This is a genomic window from Streptomyces sp. NPDC051286 (assembly GCF_044455345.1).
Classification (GTDB): Bacteria; Actinomycetota; Actinomycetes; order Streptomycetales; family Streptomycetaceae; genus Streptomyces.
The window spans coordinates 400,313-417,558 of the sequence record NZ_JBITER010000001.1 but is presented as its reverse complement, the minus strand read 5'-3'; the positions used below and the strand labels follow the sequence as shown (position 1 = coordinate 417,558).

Annotated in this window: 15 protein-coding genes and 1 riboswitch; of the genes, 4 read left to right on the top strand and 11 right to left on the bottom strand. The window is 68.3% G+C overall.

Going from position 1 to position 17,246, the window contains the following annotated elements; genetic code table 11:
• Positions 1 to 116: 116 nt before the first annotated feature.
• The 6 genes from ACIBB8_RS01885 to ACIBB8_RS01860 form a co-directional block, all read right to left on the bottom strand.
• Positions 117 to 1,532: an aminotransferase class V-fold PLP-dependent enzyme gene (locus ACIBB8_RS01885; RefSeq protein ID WP_398948422.1), complete on the bottom strand. Its 1,416-nt coding sequence runs from the start codon at positions 1,530 to 1,532 to the stop codon at positions 117 to 119.
• Positions 1,533 to 1,704: 172 nt separating this feature from the next.
• A riboswitch (SAM riboswitch) is annotated at positions 1,705 to 1,822 on the bottom strand.
• Positions 1,823 to 1,906: 84 nt separating this feature from the next.
• Positions 1,907 to 2,971, bottom strand: coding sequence for an anthranilate phosphoribosyltransferase (gene trpD / locus ACIBB8_RS01880; protein WP_398948421.1), 1,065 nt, complete (start codon positions 2,969 to 2,971; stop codon positions 1,907 to 1,909).
• A gap of 123 nt (positions 2,972 to 3,094) precedes the next feature.
• Complete coding sequence (locus ACIBB8_RS01875; protein WP_398948420.1) at positions 3,095 to 4,744, bottom strand: cytochrome bc complex cytochrome b subunit; 1,650 nt, start codon at positions 4,742 to 4,744, stop codon at positions 3,095 to 3,097.
• Positions 4,741 to 5,793 (bottom strand): Rieske 2Fe-2S domain-containing protein, encoded by a 1,053-nt coding sequence (locus tag ACIBB8_RS01870; RefSeq protein ID WP_398948419.1) that lies wholly within the window; start codon positions 5,791 to 5,793, stop codon positions 4,741 to 4,743. Before ACIBB8_RS01870 ends, ACIBB8_RS01875 begins: the two co-directional genes overlap by 4 nt.
• Complete coding sequence (locus tag ACIBB8_RS01865; RefSeq protein WP_398948418.1) at positions 5,790 to 6,599, bottom strand: c-type cytochrome; 810 nt, start codon at positions 6,597 to 6,599, stop codon at positions 5,790 to 5,792. The genes ACIBB8_RS01870 and ACIBB8_RS01865 overlap by 4 nt, the downstream gene beginning before the upstream one ends.
• Before the next feature lie 62 nt (positions 6,600 to 6,661).
• A complete protein-coding gene (locus ACIBB8_RS01860; protein ID WP_266986533.1) occupies positions 6,662 to 7,282 on the bottom strand; it encodes a heme-copper oxidase subunit III in 621 nt (206 codons plus the stop codon).
• Positions 7,283 to 7,469: 187 nt separating this feature from the next.
• Between ACIBB8_RS01860 and ACIBB8_RS01855 the strand changes: the two genes are divergently transcribed.
• A complete protein-coding gene (locus tag ACIBB8_RS01855) occupies positions 7,470 to 7,871 on the top strand; it encodes a hypothetical protein (RefSeq protein WP_398948417.1) in 402 nt (133 codons plus the stop codon).
• 75 nt (positions 7,872 to 7,946) lie between these two features.
• On the opposite strand, the gene ACIBB8_RS01850 is transcribed toward ACIBB8_RS01855, so the two are convergent.
• The 4 genes from ACIBB8_RS01850 to coxB all read right to left on the bottom strand — a co-directional run bounded on the left by ACIBB8_RS01850 (position 7,947) and on the right by coxB (position 12,421).
• Positions 7,947 to 9,203: an Ig-like domain-containing protein gene (locus ACIBB8_RS01850; protein ID WP_398948416.1), complete on the bottom strand. Its 1,257-nt coding sequence runs from the start codon at positions 9,201 to 9,203 to the stop codon at positions 7,947 to 7,949.
• A gap of 127 nt (positions 9,204 to 9,330) precedes the next feature.
• Positions 9,331 to 9,729, bottom strand: coding sequence for a cytochrome c oxidase subunit 4 (locus ACIBB8_RS01845; protein ID WP_398948415.1), 399 nt, complete (start codon positions 9,727 to 9,729; stop codon positions 9,331 to 9,333).
• Positions 9,726 to 11,462 carry a cytochrome c oxidase subunit I gene (gene ctaD / locus ACIBB8_RS01840; protein ID WP_398948414.1) on the bottom strand — a complete coding sequence of 579 codons (1,737 nt, stop codon included), beginning with the start codon at positions 11,460 to 11,462 and terminating at the stop codon, positions 9,726 to 9,728. The genes ACIBB8_RS01845 and ctaD overlap by 4 nt, the downstream gene beginning before the upstream one ends.
• Positions 11,459 to 12,421 carry a cytochrome c oxidase subunit II gene (gene coxB / locus ACIBB8_RS01835; RefSeq protein ID WP_398948413.1) on the bottom strand — a complete coding sequence of 321 codons (963 nt, stop codon included), beginning with the start codon at positions 12,419 to 12,421 and terminating at the stop codon, positions 11,459 to 11,461. The genes ctaD and coxB overlap by 4 nt, the downstream gene beginning before the upstream one ends.
• Positions 12,422 to 12,891: 470 nt before the next feature.
• Between coxB and ACIBB8_RS01830 the strand changes: the two genes are divergently transcribed.
• Complete coding sequence (locus ACIBB8_RS01830; protein ID WP_398948412.1) at positions 12,892 to 14,274, top strand: cysteine desulfurase/sulfurtransferase TusA family protein; 1,383 nt, start codon at positions 12,892 to 12,894, stop codon at positions 14,272 to 14,274.
• Positions 14,275 to 14,284: 10 nt separating this feature from the next.
• Here ACIBB8_RS01830 and ACIBB8_RS01825 read toward each other — a convergent pair whose 3' ends face one another.
• Positions 14,285 to 15,259 carry a carbohydrate kinase family protein gene (locus tag ACIBB8_RS01825; RefSeq protein WP_398948411.1) on the bottom strand — a complete coding sequence of 325 codons (975 nt, stop codon included), beginning with the start codon at positions 15,257 to 15,259 and terminating at the stop codon, positions 14,285 to 14,287.
• 159 nt (positions 15,260 to 15,418) lie between these two features.
• Here ACIBB8_RS01825 and ACIBB8_RS01820 point away from each other — a divergent pair, with 159 nt between their 5' ends.
• Positions 15,419 to 15,616, top strand: coding sequence for a hypothetical protein (locus ACIBB8_RS01820; RefSeq protein WP_366135076.1), 198 nt, complete (start codon positions 15,419 to 15,421; stop codon positions 15,614 to 15,616).
• A gap of 139 nt (positions 15,617 to 15,755) precedes the next feature.
• On the top strand, positions 15,756 to 17,201 hold the full coding sequence (locus ACIBB8_RS01815; RefSeq protein WP_398948410.1) for a hypothetical protein: 1,446 nt from the start codon (positions 15,756 to 15,758) through the stop codon (positions 17,199 to 17,201).
• Positions 17,202 to 17,246 lie beyond the last annotated feature (45 nt).

Sequence of the window (17,246 nt, the reverse complement as noted above, 5' to 3'; positions counted from 1 at the left end):
CGCCCCGCCCGCCGGGGGGGGGCCATCCCCACTGGGTCGCCCGGCTTGGGTCGGCGTCCCACTGCGGCGGGGGCGGGCCACTGCTGCCCGTCCCCGGCCGAAGTGCGACGGGCCCGTCAGATCTGCGCTGCGCCCCGGTCCGGGACACAGCGGCCGTCCTCGGTTCGATACGTCCACCGGGCCCCCTTGCTCACCAGCTCCTTGACCGCGCGGACGAAGCGCTCGATGTGCTCGTCCGGCGTACCGGCGCCGAAACTGACCCGGATCGCGTTCAGCAAGGGGGTCCCCCCGGTCGAGTCCGTTCGGGACTGGGGGAGCTCGCCCGGCTCGGCCTCCGGCGCACCGCACTCGCCCGGGTCCTGCGGATCGCCGCCCAGCAGGGTGCGGACCAGCGGGTGGGCACAGAACAGTCCGTCGCGTACCCCGATGCCGTATTCGGCGGAGAGCGCCGCGGCGAAGTGCGAGCTGTTCCAGCCCTCCACCACGAACGAGATGACGCCGACCCGTGGGGCGTCGTCGCCGAACAGCGACAGCACCTTGACCTGGGGGACCTCGGCGAGGCCGTCGCGGACCCGGGTGACGAGCTGCTGCTCACGGGCGACGAGCCGGTCGAAGCCGGCCTCGGTGAGCGCCTTGCAGGCGGAGGCGATGGAGTGGACGCCGATGACGTTGGGCGAACCGGCCTCGTGGCGGGCGGCGGTCGAGTGCCACTCGACGTCCACTCCACCGTCGGTGCGCCGGGCGACCCTCCGCGAGGCGCCGCCACCGGCGAGGTACGGCTCGGCGTCCTGCAGCCAGTCGGCGCGGCCCGCGAGGACACCGGAGCCGAACGGCGCGTACAGCTTGTGCCCGGAGAAGGCGACCCAGTCGACGTCGAGCCCGGCGATGTCCACCGGGTGGTGCGGGGCGAGCTGCGCGGCATCGAGCACGATCCGGGCGCCGTGCGCGTGGGCGGCGGCGGCCAGTTCCTTCACCGGCCACAGCTCACCGGTGACATTGGAGGCGCCGGTGACGCAGACCAGCGCCGGTCCGTAAGGATCGCGGTCGGCGAGCGCCCGCTCCAGGGTCTCGACGGCCTCGGCCGGGGTGCGCGGGGCGTTGAGGTAGGTGACGCGGGCGTCACGCCAGGGCAGCAGCGAGGCGTGGTGCTCGGTCTCGTACACGAAGACCTGGCAGTCGGCGGGGAGCACCGCGGCGAGCAGGTTCAGCGAGTCGGTCGTCGACCGGGTGAAGATCACCTGGTCTCCCTCGGGACGGCAGCCGAGGAACTCCGCGACGGTCTTGCGGCTGTTCTCGAAGAGGTCCGTGGAGAGCTGCGAAAGGTAGCCGGCGCCGCGGTGCACGCTGCCGTAGTACGGGGCGTACGCGGCGACGTCGTCCCACACGCGCTGCAGGGCCGGGGCGCTGGCCGCGTAGTCGAGGGCGGCGTACGTGACTTCACCACCGGTCACCAGAGGAACGGTCACATCCCGCCCGAGAACGGGCAGCGGCGTACAAATGGACTGGTCGGCGGCAGCGGTGAAGACGGACATGGCGAACTCCCTTAACAGGCAGGCGAATTCACTGCGCCGGCGGACACGCGGCAGCGCAGGAAGAAGAAAAGGGTGTGCGGAGAAGGGCCTTGGGCCCTATCGCATTCGCTTGCTCACAAGAGGCTCCTTGAGGACCAGGACCCCAGGGAGGTGACATTCAGAGATGTCGAGGGGTCCGCGCTTGCCGCAGACCTCGCTGCCCACGGCCTGGTCTTCACCCGGGGCACCCCGCCACGGACGGAGGGTTGCCGGACAGCGGGCCGGGGCCGTAGTCGCTGTCACTCATGACCTGACCAGCATCCTGCCATACGTGCACCGACGTGCAAGGCGCAGTCCAAGATCTGGACTGCGCCCTGTGCCGCATTTCCGTACGGTCAGGTGTTGCTGACCGCCACCCAGCGCTCCAGCGCCGCCCGGGCCGCACCCGAGTCGATGGATTCGGCGGCCTTCGCCATCCCGGCGGCGAGCTGCTCGTTCAGCGTGCCCTCGCCCGGGTCCAGCGCCACCAGCGCCGCCGCCGAGTTGAGCAGCACCGCGTCGCGTACCGGACCGGTCTCACCGGCCAGCAGCCGGCGGGCCACATCGGCGTTGTACGACGCGTCGGCGCCGCGCAGCGCCTCGACGGGCACCAGCTGCAGACCGACGTCGCGGGGGTCGAACGCCTCCTCGCGCACCTCTTTGTCGCGGACCACCCAGACCCGGGAGGTCGCCGTGGTCGTCAGCTCGTCCAGACCGTCGTCGCCGCGGAAGACGAGCGCGGAGTTGCCGCGCGCCGCGAGCACGCCCGCGACGATGGGAGCCATCTTCGGATCGGCGACACCGACGGCCTGGGAACGCACCTGCGCCGGGTTGGTGAGCGGCCCGAGGATGTTGAACGTGGTCTGCGCGCCGAGCTCCTTGCGGGCCCTCGCCGCGTACCGTAGGGCGGGGTGGAACTTCACGGCGAAGCAGAAGGTGATGCCGGCTTCCTCCGCCACCGCGGCGACACGCTGCGGGGTCAGCTCCAGGTTGACGCCCAGCTTCTCCAGGACGTCGGAGGCGCCGCTGGCCGAGGAGGAGGCCCGGTTGCCGTGCTTGACGACCTTGGCGCCCGTGCCCGCGACGACGATCGCGGACATCGTGGAGATGTTGACCGTCTTGGCGAGGTCGCCGCCGGTGCCGACGATGTCGACCGTGCGGCCCGGCACGTGGATCGTGGTGGCGTGCTCGTACATCGCGCGGACGAGTCCGGTGACCTCGTCGACGGTCTCGCCCTTGGCCCGCAGGGCGACGGCGAAACCGGCGATCTGCACGTCGGTCGCCTCGCCGCTCATGATGCTGTCCATCGCCCACGCGGTGTCGTCGGCGGTAAGGTCCTCGCCACGCAGCAGCGGGTTCAGCACGCCCGGCCAGGAACGAGCCGCCACGCTGTCGCCGCCGACCGGGGTCACAACGTTCATGGTCCGCTCCTGGGGTCCACAGCCGAAAAGGGGATGCACCCCACCCTATCGAGCCCCAGGGACAGCGAAGAGCCCCGTCCATCGAATGGACGGGGCTCCTGCTGTGGCGATCAGTTCAGCTGATCAGTGGTGGCCGTGGCCGCTGGTGATCTCCTTGTACTCCTCGGCGGTGGCCTTTTCGATCTGGTTGTGCTCGCCGTAGTAGCCCTTGCTGAGCTTGGCCCGCAGCTTCTGCATCGCGGGCACCTTGCGCTCGACACCGTTCTTGTCGACCGTCGGGCCGATCTCGACCGGCTTGTACTGCTCGTGCGCGGTGAGCGTGTGCAGCTGCTCGGGACCGAGCGGCTCGTGGATCTCGACGAACTCACCGTGCGGCAGGCGCTTGATGATGCCGGACTCGCGTCCGTGCAGCACCTTCTCCTTGTCGCGGCGCTGAAGGCCGAGGCAGATCCGCTTCGTCACGATGAACGCGACGACCGGCCCCACGAAGATGAAGATCCGGACGAACCACGAGATGGCGTTCAGCGAGAGGTGGAAGTGCGTGGCCCAGAGGTCGTTGCCACCGCCGATGAAGACGATGACGTATTCGGTGATCCAGGCGACGCCGAAGGCCGTCCGGGTCGGGGCGTTGCGCGGGCGGTCCAGGATGTGGTGCTCGCGCTTGTCCCCGGTGATCCAGGACTCGACGAACGGGTAGACCGCGATGATCGCGAGCACCAGTCCGAAGGCCATCAGCGGGATGAACACGCCCAGGACGAGCGTGTGACCCCAGAGGTTGATCTCCCAGCCAGGCATCACTCGGATCAGACCCTCGGCGAAGCCCATGTACCAGTCGGGCTGGGCGCCGGTGGACACCTGGTCCGGGCGGTACGGGCCGATGGCCCAGATCGGGTTGATCGAGGCGATGCCCGCGATGATGGCGATGATGCCGAAGACCAGGAAGAAGAAGCCTCCGGCCTTCGCCATGTACACCGGCAGCAGCGGCATGCCGACGACGTTCTTGTTCGTCCGGCCGGGACCCGCGAACTGCGTGTGCTTGTGGTAGAAGACCAGGATCAGGTGCGCCACCAGCAGGCCGAGCATGATGCCCGGCAGCAGCAGGATGTGGATCGAGTAGAACCGGCCGACGAAGTCGTGACCGGGGAACTCTCCGCCGAACAGGAACATCGAGATGTACGTGCCGACGATCGGCATCGACAGGATCGCGCCCTGGGTGAAGCGGACACCCGTACCGGAGAGCAGGTCGTCCGGGAGCGAGTAGCCGGTGAACCCGGTGAACATACCCAGCACGAACAGCAGGAAGCCGAACAGCCAGTTGATCTCACGCGGCTTGCGGAACGCACCCGTGAAGAAGACGCGCATCATGTGCACGAACATGCCGGCCAGGAAGATCAGCGCGGCCCAGTGGTGGATCTGGCGGACCAGGAGACCACCGCGGACGTCGAAGCTGATGTCCAGCGTCGAGGCGTAGGCCTCGGACATCCGGATGCCCTGCATCGGCTCGTACGAGCCGTGGTACACGACTTCGTTCATGCTCGGGTGGAAGAACAGCGTCAGATACACACCCGTGAGGATGATGATGATGAAGCTGTAGAGGGCTACTTCACCGAGCATGAAGGACCAGTGGTCCGGGAAGATCTTGCGCATGTTGGCCTTGGCCAGGGAGTAGATCCCGAGCCGGCCGTCCGCCCAGTCGGCCACCCGCTCACCGGCGGGCGCCTTGCGATTGCCCGGTGCGGCAGCACCGGATGTGTTCGTGGTCGCAGTACTCATCCGCGCTCCCAGAAGGCAGGACCGACGGGCTCTGCGAAGTCACCGAGCGCTTCGAGGTTGCCCTCGGCGTTCACACCGATCCGCAGCTGCGGAAGGGCGTGACCGGCCGGACCGAAGATGACGCGGGCGCCGTCGGAGAGGTCGAAGGTGGACTGGTGGCACGGGCAGAGCACGTGGTGCGTCTGCTGCTCGTACAGGCTGATCGGGCAGCCGACGTGGGTGCAGATCTTCGAGAAGGCCACGATGCCCTCGTGGGCCCACTCGCGCTCGCGCTTGTCCTTGATGTTCTCCGGCTGGATACGGATGATCATCAGCGCGGCCTTGGCGATCTGGTTCTGGAAGTCCTCCGCGTCCTCGTTCAGGCCCTCGGGCATGGCGAAGGTCAGCGAACCGACGGCGACGTCCTCGGGACGCAGCGGCAGCATCGTGTTCATGTTGATGAGCTGCTTGCCCTTGGCCCACAGGGTGTTGCGGAGCTTCTTCTCCGGCAGCGGACCGAGGTCGCGCAGCAGCATCACGCCGGAGAGCGGCACCAGGGCCAGCGCACCGAACATGGTGTTGCGGATCAGCTTGCGCCGGCCGAGCGCGGACTCCTCGGCGCCGGCCGCGAAGTCGGCGAGAACCTTCGCCTTGACCTCGGGCTCGGCCGCGATGGCGTGGCGGTCGTCGGCCACCTCCACGTCGGACATCAGCGTGCGCGCCCAGTGGACGGCGCCCGCTCCGATCGCGAAGAGGGCCACGCCCAGGGTCAGCCCCAGGGAGAAGTTGAGCGCGCTCACGTGGCCGAACGGCCAGATGTACACGATCTTGTCGACCGGGAAGATGACGTACGAGGCGATGAAGCCGACCGTCGCCACCATGGACAGCAGGAACAGGAGCGCGACCGTGCGCTCCGACCGCTTCGCGGCCTGTTCGTCGATGTCCTGGATGCGCGGCCTGTGGGCCGGCAGCCCCGGGTCTGCGAACGGGTCGTCCGCGACCTCTACCGCGGTGTGCGCGGTGCCCTGCTCAGCAGGCAGGTTCTCTTCTGGAATCTCTTGGCTACTCATGACTTCTTGGCCTTAGCGGTGTGGGCCGCGACCCAAACGGCAACTGCGATCAGTGCGCCGAGACCGAAGATCCAGGCGAACAGACCCTCGCTGACCGGACCGAGCCCGCCCAGCTTGAGGCCACCAGGGGACTCGGACTCGGCGCTGTTCACGGTCTTGATGTACGCGATGATGTCCCGCTTCTGCTGCGAGGGCATCGTCGTGTCGGGGAAGGAGGGCATGTTCTGCGGGCCGGTCTGCATGGCCTCGTAGACGTGCTTCGGGGCCACGCCCTCAAGGCTGGGCGCGTACTTGCCCTTCGACAGCGCACCGCCCTCGCCGGTGAAGTTGTGGCACTGCGCGCAGTTGGTACGGAACAGCTCGCCACCCTTGGCGATGTCCGCACCCTCAGGGTTGACCTGGTCCTTGGTCGGCACGATCGGGCCGGCGCCGAGCGACGCGACGTACGCCGCGAGCTGGTCGATCTCGGCCTGGGTGTAGATGACCTTCTTCTTCGGTACCTGGGCACCCGGCTGCTGCGCCGGCATACGGCCGGTGCCGACCTGGAAGTCGACGGCGGCGGAGCCCACACCGACCAGGCTCGGCCCGTCGGTGGTGCCCTGACCGCCGGTTCCGTGGCAGCTGGCGCAACCGACGGAGTACAGCTTCTTGCCCTCATCAATGGCGAGGGACTGGGCGGTGTCGTCGGCCTGCGCCTTACTCGCGGGCGCAAACGCGGCGTACAGCCCCCCAGTAGCCGCCAGCGCGAGGAGTAGTACGACGACCGCCGCCAACGGATGGCGTCGTCGTGCGGAGAGCTTTTTCACGGATTACCCCGGTGTCAGGATCTTCTGCGTCGATGCTGGATGTGGTTCGGGTTCGAGCCCGGTTACTTGATCATGTAGATCGTGGCGAAGAGGCCGATCCACACGACATCGACGAAGTGCCAGTAATAGGACACGACGATGGCAGCGGTCGCCTGTTCGTGGGTGAACCTCTTGGCTGCGTATGTCCTGCCCAGGACGAGCAGGAAGGCGATGAGACCGCCTGTCACATGCAGACCGTGGAAGCCGGTGGTCAGGTAGAACACCGAGCCGTACGGGTCGGAGGACAGCGAGAGGCCGTCCTTCTTCACCAGCTCGGTGTACTCCAGGACCTGGCCTCCGATGAAGATCGCACCCATCACGAAAGTGATCACGAACCAGGCACGGAGCTTCTTCACATCGCCCCGCTCCGCGGCAAAGACGCCGAGCTGGCAGGTGAGGGAGGAGAGCACCAGGATCGTGGTGTTCGTCGCCGAGAACGGGAAGTTCAGGGCCGAAGCCATTTCCTTCCAGTGGTCGGGACCCATCACCGATCGCAGGGTGAAGTACATCGCGAAGAGGGCCGCGAAGAACATCAGCTCGGAACTCAACCAGATGATGGTTCCGACGCTGGTGAGGTTCGGTCGATTGACCGACGGGTGCGCGTGCCCGGTTTCTACTGTCGTTGCTGTCGCCACGACCGACATTATGTCGGTCGCTTATCCCGCCCTCACTCCGGGGGGTGCCGTTCGGTGTGTCAGCAGGGTGTGTCCTCCCCGAACGGCCCATCGAATCCGCGTCATTACCGGTGCTGACAGGCTGTCCGCCGGAGTACGATCCGCGCATCGGTTCATGCCCCGAGAGCCCCGAAGACACAGATGTCACGGAGGAACAATGCAGCCGACCGCCACGGTCCTGGTCTACAGCGACGACGCCAACACCCGTGAGCAGGTGAGGCTGGCCGCCGGTCGCAGGCCTGCGGCGGACGTGCCACCGGTGGAGTTCGTGGAGTGCGCCACCCTGCCCGCCGTCCTGACCGCTCTGGAGAGCGGTGGCATCGACGTGTGCGTGCTGGACGGCGAGACGGCCCCGGCGGGCGGCATGGGCGTCTGCCGGCAGATCAAGGACGAGGTCTTCCACTGTCCGCCGGTGCTCTTGTTGATCGGGCGCCCTCAGGACGCCTGGCTGGCCACCTGGAGCCGTGCGGACGCCGCGGTGACCCTTCCGGTCGAGCCGGTCGAGTTCGCGGACGCCCTGGCCGCTCTGCTGCGCAACAGGCTCTGCGCAGACGCCTGACCGGCCCGGATGCCGCCGCGGCGGCATCCGCGGCTCCCCATTCCCCACCGAGGGGCAGCGCACTCGCCTGGCCGGTCAGACCTCGGGGCGCAGGCGCGCCGCCTGGATCGTGTCCGAGCGGTCCGGCGTGGTGTTGCTCTGCAGGGCGCTGCCCTTCTGCCAGTTGGCCCAGGACAGGTTCCAGTCGCCGTAGCCGTTGTCGAACGGTGTCATCGTCGCCCCCTGGCTGCCGACGACCTTGACGATGTCCCCCTCGCGCACGGTGTTGAAGAACCACTGGGCCTCGCTGGTGCTCATGCCCGTGCAGCCGTGGCTGACGTTCGCGAACCCCTGTGAGCCGACGGACCAGGGTGCCGCGTGCACGTATTCGCCGCTCCAGGTGACGCGGGTCGCGTAGTAGACCTGCAGGTCGTACGAGTCGGATGAGCCTGCCGCGATGCCGATCGTCTCCCCGCGCATGCGTACGGAGTACTCCTTGCTCAGCACGACCTTGATGCCGTTGCGGGTGGCGAAGCCGGGCCTGCCGGTGGTCACCGGAATGGTCTTGATCACTCGTCCGTTGCGCTTGACCGTCATGGAGTGCGCGGAGGCGTCGGTGATGGCCTCTATGCGGTCGCCGGTAGTGATCTTCAACGCCTTCGCGGGAGCCCCGTACAGCGTCTTGGTGACCTTGATGCCCGCCAAGGTGCTGGTGGCCTCGATCGTGGCCCTGGCGGGCCAGTACTCCTGCGGGCGGTAGTGCAGGGTCTTGTCGTCGACCCAGTACCAGGAACCCAGCACGGAGGGCGTGGACCGGACCTTCAGGGAGCGTTCCACGGTGGCCCTGGCGGCCTTGTCCCTGACCGGAGCGCTGAGTACCGCCGTAATGGGCTGTCCGACGCCGTAGGTGCCCGCCTGCGGGCCGAAGGCGACCTTCAGGAACTTCTTCGCCGAGGCCGTCTCGAAAGCGAGCGTACGGGCGCCCGGGGCGCCGTCGTCGTTCTCGACGCTGACCTTGACGGTGTATCGGGTGCCCGCGGCAAGCGGGGCGGTGGAGTGCCAGCGGCTCCCGTCGGCGGCGAGTTCACCCGCGAGATGGTGTCCGGCCGTGTCCACGGCCGTCACGTCCGTGATCCGGCCGTCGTCACCCGTGACGGTGACTTCGAGGGGCTTGTCGGGATCAGCCTTCTTGCCGCCATCCGGGGTGTTGAAGGAGATCTCGTCCGCCGCGTCGTACGGCTGCGCGGACAGCGGATGACCATCGGGCCCACCACAGGCGGTCCCCCCTGCAACCAGGGTCACGACCAGCAGTGTGCAGCTCGCTACGGGCCTGAAACGCGGCGTGAGGTTCATGAACCCACGCTAAGAAGATTCATCAGTTTCAGCGCGTCGGGTGACTGCAAACGGGGGGCCCGCACTTCTCGTGGAGGAGAAGTGCGGGCCCCCCGTCAGGTGGAGCGGTGTCACCGGTGGAGCGGTGTCACTGGGTGCGGTTCTCACCGCGGTAGTACTCGAAGACCCAGCCGAACAGACCGATCATGATGACCGGGACCGAGAAGTAGAGCAGCCACCATCCGAAGATGATTCCCAGGAAGGCCAGGGAGCCACCGATGGCCAGTGACAGCGGCTGCCAGCTGTGCGGGGAGAAGAACCCCACCTCGCCGGCCTCGTCCGCGACATCGGCTTCCTTGTTGTCCTGAGCCATATCGTCGACGCGCTGCGCCGTGAAGGCCAGGTAGAAGCCGATCATGACGCTCAGACCGAAGCCCAGGACGAGCGCGGTGGTGCCGGCCGGCTCCTTCGACCACACGCCATAGGTGATTGCCATGGCGAGGATGAAGACGCTCAGCCAGAGGAACATCTTGCCCTGGATCTTCACTTGCCGGCCTCCTTGCCACCAGCGAGGGCCTTGTCAGCCTCGGAGTGGTGCTCCAGCTGTTCGAGCGCCGAGATCTCCGGGTGGTGCAGGTCGAACGCCGGGGATTCGGAGCGGATCCGCGGCAGGGTGAGGAAGTTGTGCCGCGGCGGCGGGCAGGAGGTTGCCCACTCCAGCGAACGGCCGTAGCCCCACGGGTCGTCGACCTCGATCTTCTTGCCGTACTTGGCGGTCTTCCACACGTTGTAGAGGAACGGCAGCATCGACAGTCCGAGGAGGAACGAGGAGATCGTCGAGATCGTGTTCAGCAGGGTGAAGCCGTCGGCGGCGAGGTAGTCCGCGTAACGACGCGGCATGCCTTCCGCGCCGAGCCAGTGCTGCACCAGGAACGTGCCGTGGAAGCCCACGAACAGCGTCCAGAACGTGATCTTGCCGAGCCGCTCGTCCAGCATCTTGCCGGTGAACTTCGGCCACCAGAAGTGGAATCCGGAGAACATCGCGAAGACCACGGTGCCGAAGATGACGTAGTGGAAGTGCGCGACGACGAAGTACGAGTCCGAGACGTGGAAGTCCAGCGGCGGCGAGGCCAGGATGACGCCGGTCAGACCACCGAAGGTGAAGGTGACCAGGAAGCCGACGGCCCAGAGCATCGGTGTCTCGAAGGACAGCGATCCCTTCCACATCGTGCCGATCCAGTTGAAGAACTTCACACCGGTCGGTACCGCGATGAGGAACGTCATGAACGAGAAGAACGGCAACAGCACACCGCCGGTGACGTACATGTGGTGCGCCCACACGGTCACAGACAGGCCCGCGATGGCGATCGTGGCGCTGACCAGGCCGATGTAGCCGAACATCGGCTTCCGGCTGAACACCGGGATTACTTCGGAGATGATTCCGAAGAATGGCAAGGCGATGATGTACACCTCTGGATGGCCGAAGAACCAGAAGAGGTGTTGCCAGAGCAGCGCGCCACCATTGGCCGCGTCGAACACATGCGCACCGAACTTGCGGTCCGCCTCCAGCGCGAAGAGCGCGGCGGCGAGCACCGGGAAGGCCAGCAGGACCAGCACACCGGTCAGCAGGACGTTCCACACGAAGATCGGCATCCGGAACATCGTCATGCCGGGTGCGCGCATGCAGATGATCGTGGTGATGAAGTTGACCGAACCGAGGATCGTGCCGAAGCCGGAGAAGGCCAGACCCATGATCCACATGTCGGCGCCGACACCCGGCGAACGGACGGCGTCCGAGAGCGGGGAGTAGGCGAACCAGCCGAAGTCCGCCGCACCCTGCGGGGTGAGGAAGCCGGCCACCGCGATGATCGAGCCGAAGAGGTACAGCCAGTACGCGAACATGTTCAGCCGCGGGAACGCCACGTCGGGCGCGCCGATCTGCAACGGCATGATCCAGTTCGCGAACCCGGCGAACAGCGGCGTCGCGAACATCAGCAGCATGATCGTGCCGTGCATCGTGAACGCCTGGTTGAACTGCTCGTTCGACATGATCTGCGTGCCGGGACGGGCCAGCTCGGCGCGCATGAAGAGCGCCAGCAGTCCGCCGATGCAGAAGAACGCGAACGACGTGACCAGGTACATCGTGCCGATCGTCTTGTGGTCAGTGGTGGTCAACCACTTGACGACGACGTTTCCCGGCTGCTTCAGGCGGGCCGGCAGCTCGTCCTCGTACGAGTCGTCTGCTGCCGCGGCACCCTGAGATTCGTTGAGGATGCTCACAGTTTGTTCGTCTCCGCATTCCTGGCCGGCTTCGTCTGCTCGATACCGGCCGGCACGTAGCCCGTCTGGCCCTTCTTGGCCAGCTCCTTGAGGTGCGCCTGGTAGCGCTCCGGGGAGACGACCTTGACGTTGAAGAGCATCCGGGAGTGGTCGACGCCGCAGAGTTCGGCGCACTTGCCCTTGAAGGTGCCCTCCTGGGTGGGAGTCACCTCGAAGGCGTTGGTGTGGCCCGGAATGACGTCCTGCTTCATGAGGAACGGCACCACCCAGAAGGAGTGGATGACGTCACGCGAAGTCAGAACGAAGCGGACCTTCTCGCCCTTCGGCAGCCACAGGGTCGGACCCGGGTTGCCGTTCTGCGGGTTCCGGGTTCCCGGGATGCCGACGTCGTAGACGCCTTCCGCACCCTCGGGGAAGTCCTCCCGGAGCCGGTCGGGGATGGCGTCGAGTTCCTTGGGGATCTTTTTGCCCGTGGCGGGCGAGCCGTCCACGTTCTCGATGTAGTTGAAGCCCCAGCTCCACTGGAAGCCGACCACGTTGATGGTGTGGGTGGGCTTCTGGGAGAGCGAGAGGAGCTTCGATTCGTCGCGCGCGGTGAAGTAGAACAACACCGAGACGATGATGAGAGGGACCACGGTGTACAGCGCCTCGATGGGCATGTTGTACCGGGTCTGCGGAGGTACCTCCACCTTGGTGCGGCTGCGCCGGTGGAAGATGACACTCCACAGGATCAGGCCCCAGACCAGCACACCCGTGGCGAGCGCTGCCGCCCACGAGCCCTGCCAGAGAGAAAGGATCCGTGGTGCCTCTTCCGTTACCGGCGTGGGCATACCAAGGCGGGGAAAGTCCTTGTATGTGCAACCGGTGGCGGTCGCCAGGATCAGGCCCGCAGTCAGCACCTGCGGCAGCTTCCGCCGCATCGGGCGCCGCGACGAGCGGTCGGAGCCGTTGGGACTCACGTAGCGCCTTCCCGAGAGTCTCGCCCGCGTGTTCGGCGCGGCCGTCTGTCTGGTCGGTCGCCGCCCTGACGCGGGCAGGGGTTTGGATGTTTATGCGGACCAAACCCTACTGGACGCCATTTGGGGTCGCGCGGGGAGGGTGCCCAACGCGCCGCCCGACACCCCGAAGGGGTGGAATCCGGGCCTCCGGCCGCCATCTGACGGGCCCTCTCCTGACTGCGTGAGCGGCCCGTGCGGAGGCGGCGGCGGGCGCGAGCCAGTGCCCTGAGCGGCAGTGTTTGCCCCGTAGGGAGCGTCGCCCGGTGCGTGCGATCGCAAGGCGGCCGGACGTCCTGGGATGGGGCCTCCCCTGCTCGAAGGGAGCTGAGAGCTCGGGGAAGGAGCTGCCAGGGCTTGCGCCCGACGCGGAGCGGGCGTGCTGGGCGGTGCGACGGGACAAAGCTTGCCGGGAGGGGCACTAGCGTGGACATGTGCCCTACTTCGATGCCGCATCCTCCGCACCTCTGCACCCCGTAGCCCGCCAGGCGCTGCTTGCCGCACTGGACGAGGGCTGGGCCGACCCGGCCCGCCTCTACCGGGAGGGGCGGCGGGCCCGGCTGCTGCTGGACGCGGCCCGGGAGGCCGCCGCGGAGGTGGTGGGGTGCCGCCCGGACGAGCTGGCCTTCACCTCGTCGGGAACCCGGGCGGTGCACTCAGGAATTTCCGGAGCCCTCGCCGGGCGTCGGCGTGTCGGCCGCCATCTGGTGGTCTCGGCGGTCGAACACTCGTCGGTGCTCCATTCGGCCGCCGCCCATGAGGCTCAGGGCGGGACGTTCACCGAGGTGCCGGTGGACCGGACGGGGGCGGTGAGCGCGGCGGCGTTCGGGGAGGCCCTGCGCGAGGACACCGCGCTGGCCTGCCTGCAGTCCGCCAACCACGAGGTCGGTACGGAGCAGCCGGTGGCGGAGGTCGCGGAGGCCTGCCGGGCGGCGGGCGTACCGCTGCTGGTGGACGCCGCGCAGTCGCTGGGCTGGGGTCCGGTGCCGGGCGGCTGGTCGCTGCTGGCGGCCAGTGCCCACAAGTGGGGCGGGCCCTCGGGGGTGGGTCTGCTCGCCGTACGCAAGGGGGTCCGGTTCGCGCCCCAGGGCGCGGCGGACGAACGGGAGTCGGGGCGGGCCGCCGGGTTCGAGAACATCCCGGCCGTCGTGGCGGCGGCGGCGTCGTTGCGGGCCGTCCGGGCCGAGGCGGCGGCGGAGTCCGTACGGCTGCGGGCGCTGGTGGACCGGATTCGGGCCACGGTGGGCTCGGTCGTGCCCGATGTGGAGGTGGTCGGCGATCCGGTGCGGCGGCTGCCGCATCTGGTGACCTTCTCCTGTCTCTATGTCGACGGGGAGACACTCCTCCACGAACTGGACCGTGAGGGGTTTTCCGTGTCGTCCGGTTCGTCCTGCACGAGCAGCACGCTCACGCCGAGCCATGTGCTGAAGGCGATGGGAGTGCTGTCGGAGGGCAACGTCCGGGTGTCCCTGCCGGCCGGCACCACGGAAGAGGACGTCGACCGTTTCCTCGGGGTGCTGCCGGGGGTGGTGGCAGGGGTACGGGAGAGGCTGGGCGCACCTGTCCCGCCCGCCCCCTCCCCCGCGACGGCCGCGTCCCTGGTGGTCGACTCGCTGGGGAAGCGGTGCCCGATCCCGGTGATCGAACTCGCAAAGGTGATCGGAGAGGTGCCGGTGGGCGGGACGGTGACCGTGCTCTCCGACGACGAGGCTGCGCGGCTGGACATCCCCGCGTGGTGCGAGATGCGGGAGCAGGAGTACGTGGGCGAGGAGCCGGCGGGCCGGGGCTCGGCCTATGTGGTCCGCCGGCTGTCGTAGCCTGCCCGGATCAGCGCAGGTGGGCGCGGACCTCTGCGGCGGCGTCGTGACCGTACGCCTTGGTGAAGCGGTCCATGAAGTGGGTGCGGCGCAGGGTGTACTCCTGGGTGCCGACCGTCTCGATGACCAGCGTGGCGAGCATGCAGCCGACCTGCGCGGCGCGCTCCAGGCTGACGCCCCAGGCGAGGCCTGAGAGGAAACCGGCGCGGAAGGCGTCACCGACGCCGGTCGGGTCCGTCTTCGTCTCCTCCTCCGGGCAGCCGACCTCGATGGTCTCCTGACCGGCCTGCTCGATCCGGACGCCGCGGGCTCCGAGCGTGGTGACGCGGTAGCCGACCTTGCCGAGGATCTCCTCGTCGGTCCAGCCGGTCTTGGACTCGATGAGCCCCTTCTCGTACTCGTTGGAGAAGAGGTACGTGGCCCCGTCGAGGAGGATCCGGATCTCGTCGCCGTCCATCCGCGCGATCTGCTGCGAGAAGTCGGCGGCGAACGCGATGCCCCGGGAGCGGCACTCCTCGGTGTGGCGGAGCATCGCCTCCGGGTCGTCGGCGCCGATCGAGACGAGGTCGAGACCGCCGACGCGGTCGGCGACGGCCTTCAGCTCGATCAGCCGGGCCTCGCTCATCGCACCCGTGTAGAAGGAGCCGATCTGGTTGTGGTCGGCGTCCGTCGTGCAGACGAAACGGGCGGTGTGCAGGACCTCGGAGATCCGCACCGAGCCGGTGTCGACGCCGTGCCGGTCGAGCCAGGCACGGTACTCGTCGAAGTCGGAGCCCGCGGCGCCGACCAGGATCGGGCCGGTACCGAGCAGGCCCATGCCGAAGCAGATGTTGGCGGCGACACCGCCCCGGCGCACATCGAGGTTGTCGACCAGGAAGGAGAGCGAGACCGTGTGCAGCTGATCGGCGACCAGCTGGTCGGCGAAACGGCCGGGGAAGGTCATGAGGTGATCGGTGGCGATGGAGCCAGTGACTGCGATGCGCACGGGAAGACTGCTCCTGCAGGGGTCGGGGGGAACAGCTGTCTGTGTTCCCGGGACGGCGTGACAGTTCACGCTACCCGTTCGCCGCACTCGCCCTGAAGGGGAAAAACTACCCGATAGTAGGTCTTTTATCCTGAGGCTTGCGGTGCCTACGGTGCGGACATGCCGAACAACATCGCCCCGCGTGAGTCCGAGATCAGCCTGGCCGAGCTGCGCGGTGACTGCGCACGGATGGCTCCGCACTGGGTCGTACCCGCCAAGGCTGCCCCCGCCCCTGTCGCGCCGTCCCTGATTCATGGTGTCACCGTTCCGGACGCATCCGCACGGCTGATCGACGCGATGTCCGAGTACGGCGACTGACGGCCGCAACCGCTCGCTTCCGGCACTCTCGGGGAACCGGGTGCCCCCCTGCTCCGTCCCACCCCTGTCCGCACTCGCGGGACAGGCGATGGCCGTGCGACGGTCATGGTGACGGCAACGCAGTCGAAGGAGCGACCCGGTGAGCACCGAGCGACCCGACAATGACGTGACTGCCCCCCGGCGGCGGTCGCCGCTGGCCGTGGCCTCGGTGGCGGCAGCGGTGCTGCTCGCCGGGGGCGGCAGCGCGTACTGGGCTGCCGCGGACGGCGGCGGCAGCAGCCGCGCGGGCAGCAGTGACCGCACGCCTCCCCTGCTCGCGCTCGACGAGGGTGCGTCGAGCCCGACGGCACCCCCGGTGGGTATCGCCCCGGGCGAGCCCGACCCCAGCGGTGACGGCGTGGTCTACCGCGCGTCCGGCAGGCTGCCCGACGGCCCGGCCAAGGCCGCCGTCCACCGCGCGAAGGGCACCGTCTCCGCGGCGGAGGTGACCCGGCTGGCGAAGGTTCTGGGCCTGGAGGGCACTCCGCGGGCCGAGGGCGCGGCCTGGAAGGTGGGGTCCGACGGGGACGGCTCGGGTCCGATCCTGCGTGTGGACAAGCAGGCGCCGGGCACCTGGTCGTTCGCCCGCTTCGGCTCCGGCGGAACGGACAACTGCCGGAGCACGACGGCGTGTGGGGGCAAGGACGCGGCGCCGGGCGGCACGGGATCGCCGGTGAGCGAGAACGCTGCCAAGGCCGCCGCCGTGCCCGTGCTGAAGGCGGCTGGGCAGGACGGTGCCGCCCTCGACGCGTCCCAACTCATGGGCTCGGTAAGGGTGGTGAACGCGAACCCGGTGGTGGGCGGGCTGCCCACGTACGGCTGGGCGACCGGGATCCAGGTGGGGCCGGACCGTCAAGTGGTCGGCGGCAGCGGGCAGTTGAAGAGCCTGGAGAAAGGTGCGGAGTATCCGGTGATCAGCGCGGACGATGCGCTGAAGCAACTGAACAAGGCCGGCCGCGCGGCCGCTTCGCGGGGCGACGTCGGCGGGTGCGCCACCTCCGTACCACTGGAGGAGGGAGAACCGAAGTCGTCGGCTGTCAGCTGCGGGGCACGGACCGGAGCGGAGCGGGAGACGACGACCGCAGTGGTCGACAAAGCGGTTTTCGGCCTTGCGATGCGGTACGTGGACGGCGAGCAGACGCTCGTACCGTCATGGCTCTTCTCGGTGCGGCCGGCGGCGGGCGGGACGGGCAACACGGTGGCACAGGTCGCGGTGGACCCGGACTCGCTGGTGAAGCCCTCGAAGGAACCGGGGCAGGATCCGGGTACGGGGGACGCGTCCCGGTCCACGCACCAGCTGAACTCGTACACCGCGGACGACCGGACGCTGAGGGTGACGTTCTGGGGCGGGGTGTGCAGTACCTACGCGGCGAGCGCGACCGAGAGCGCGGACGCGGTCCGGGTGACGATCACCGAGTCGATCCCGGACCCGAAGAAGGTCTGCATCATGATCGCCAAGGAGCTGACGCGGACGGTGACGCTGGACGCCCCGCTGGGTGACCGGAAGGTGCTCGACGCGGCGGGCGGCACGGTGCCGCGCGGCTAGTGCCAGCTTTGCGGCGGGGCACACTGCCGATCACGGCACCAGATG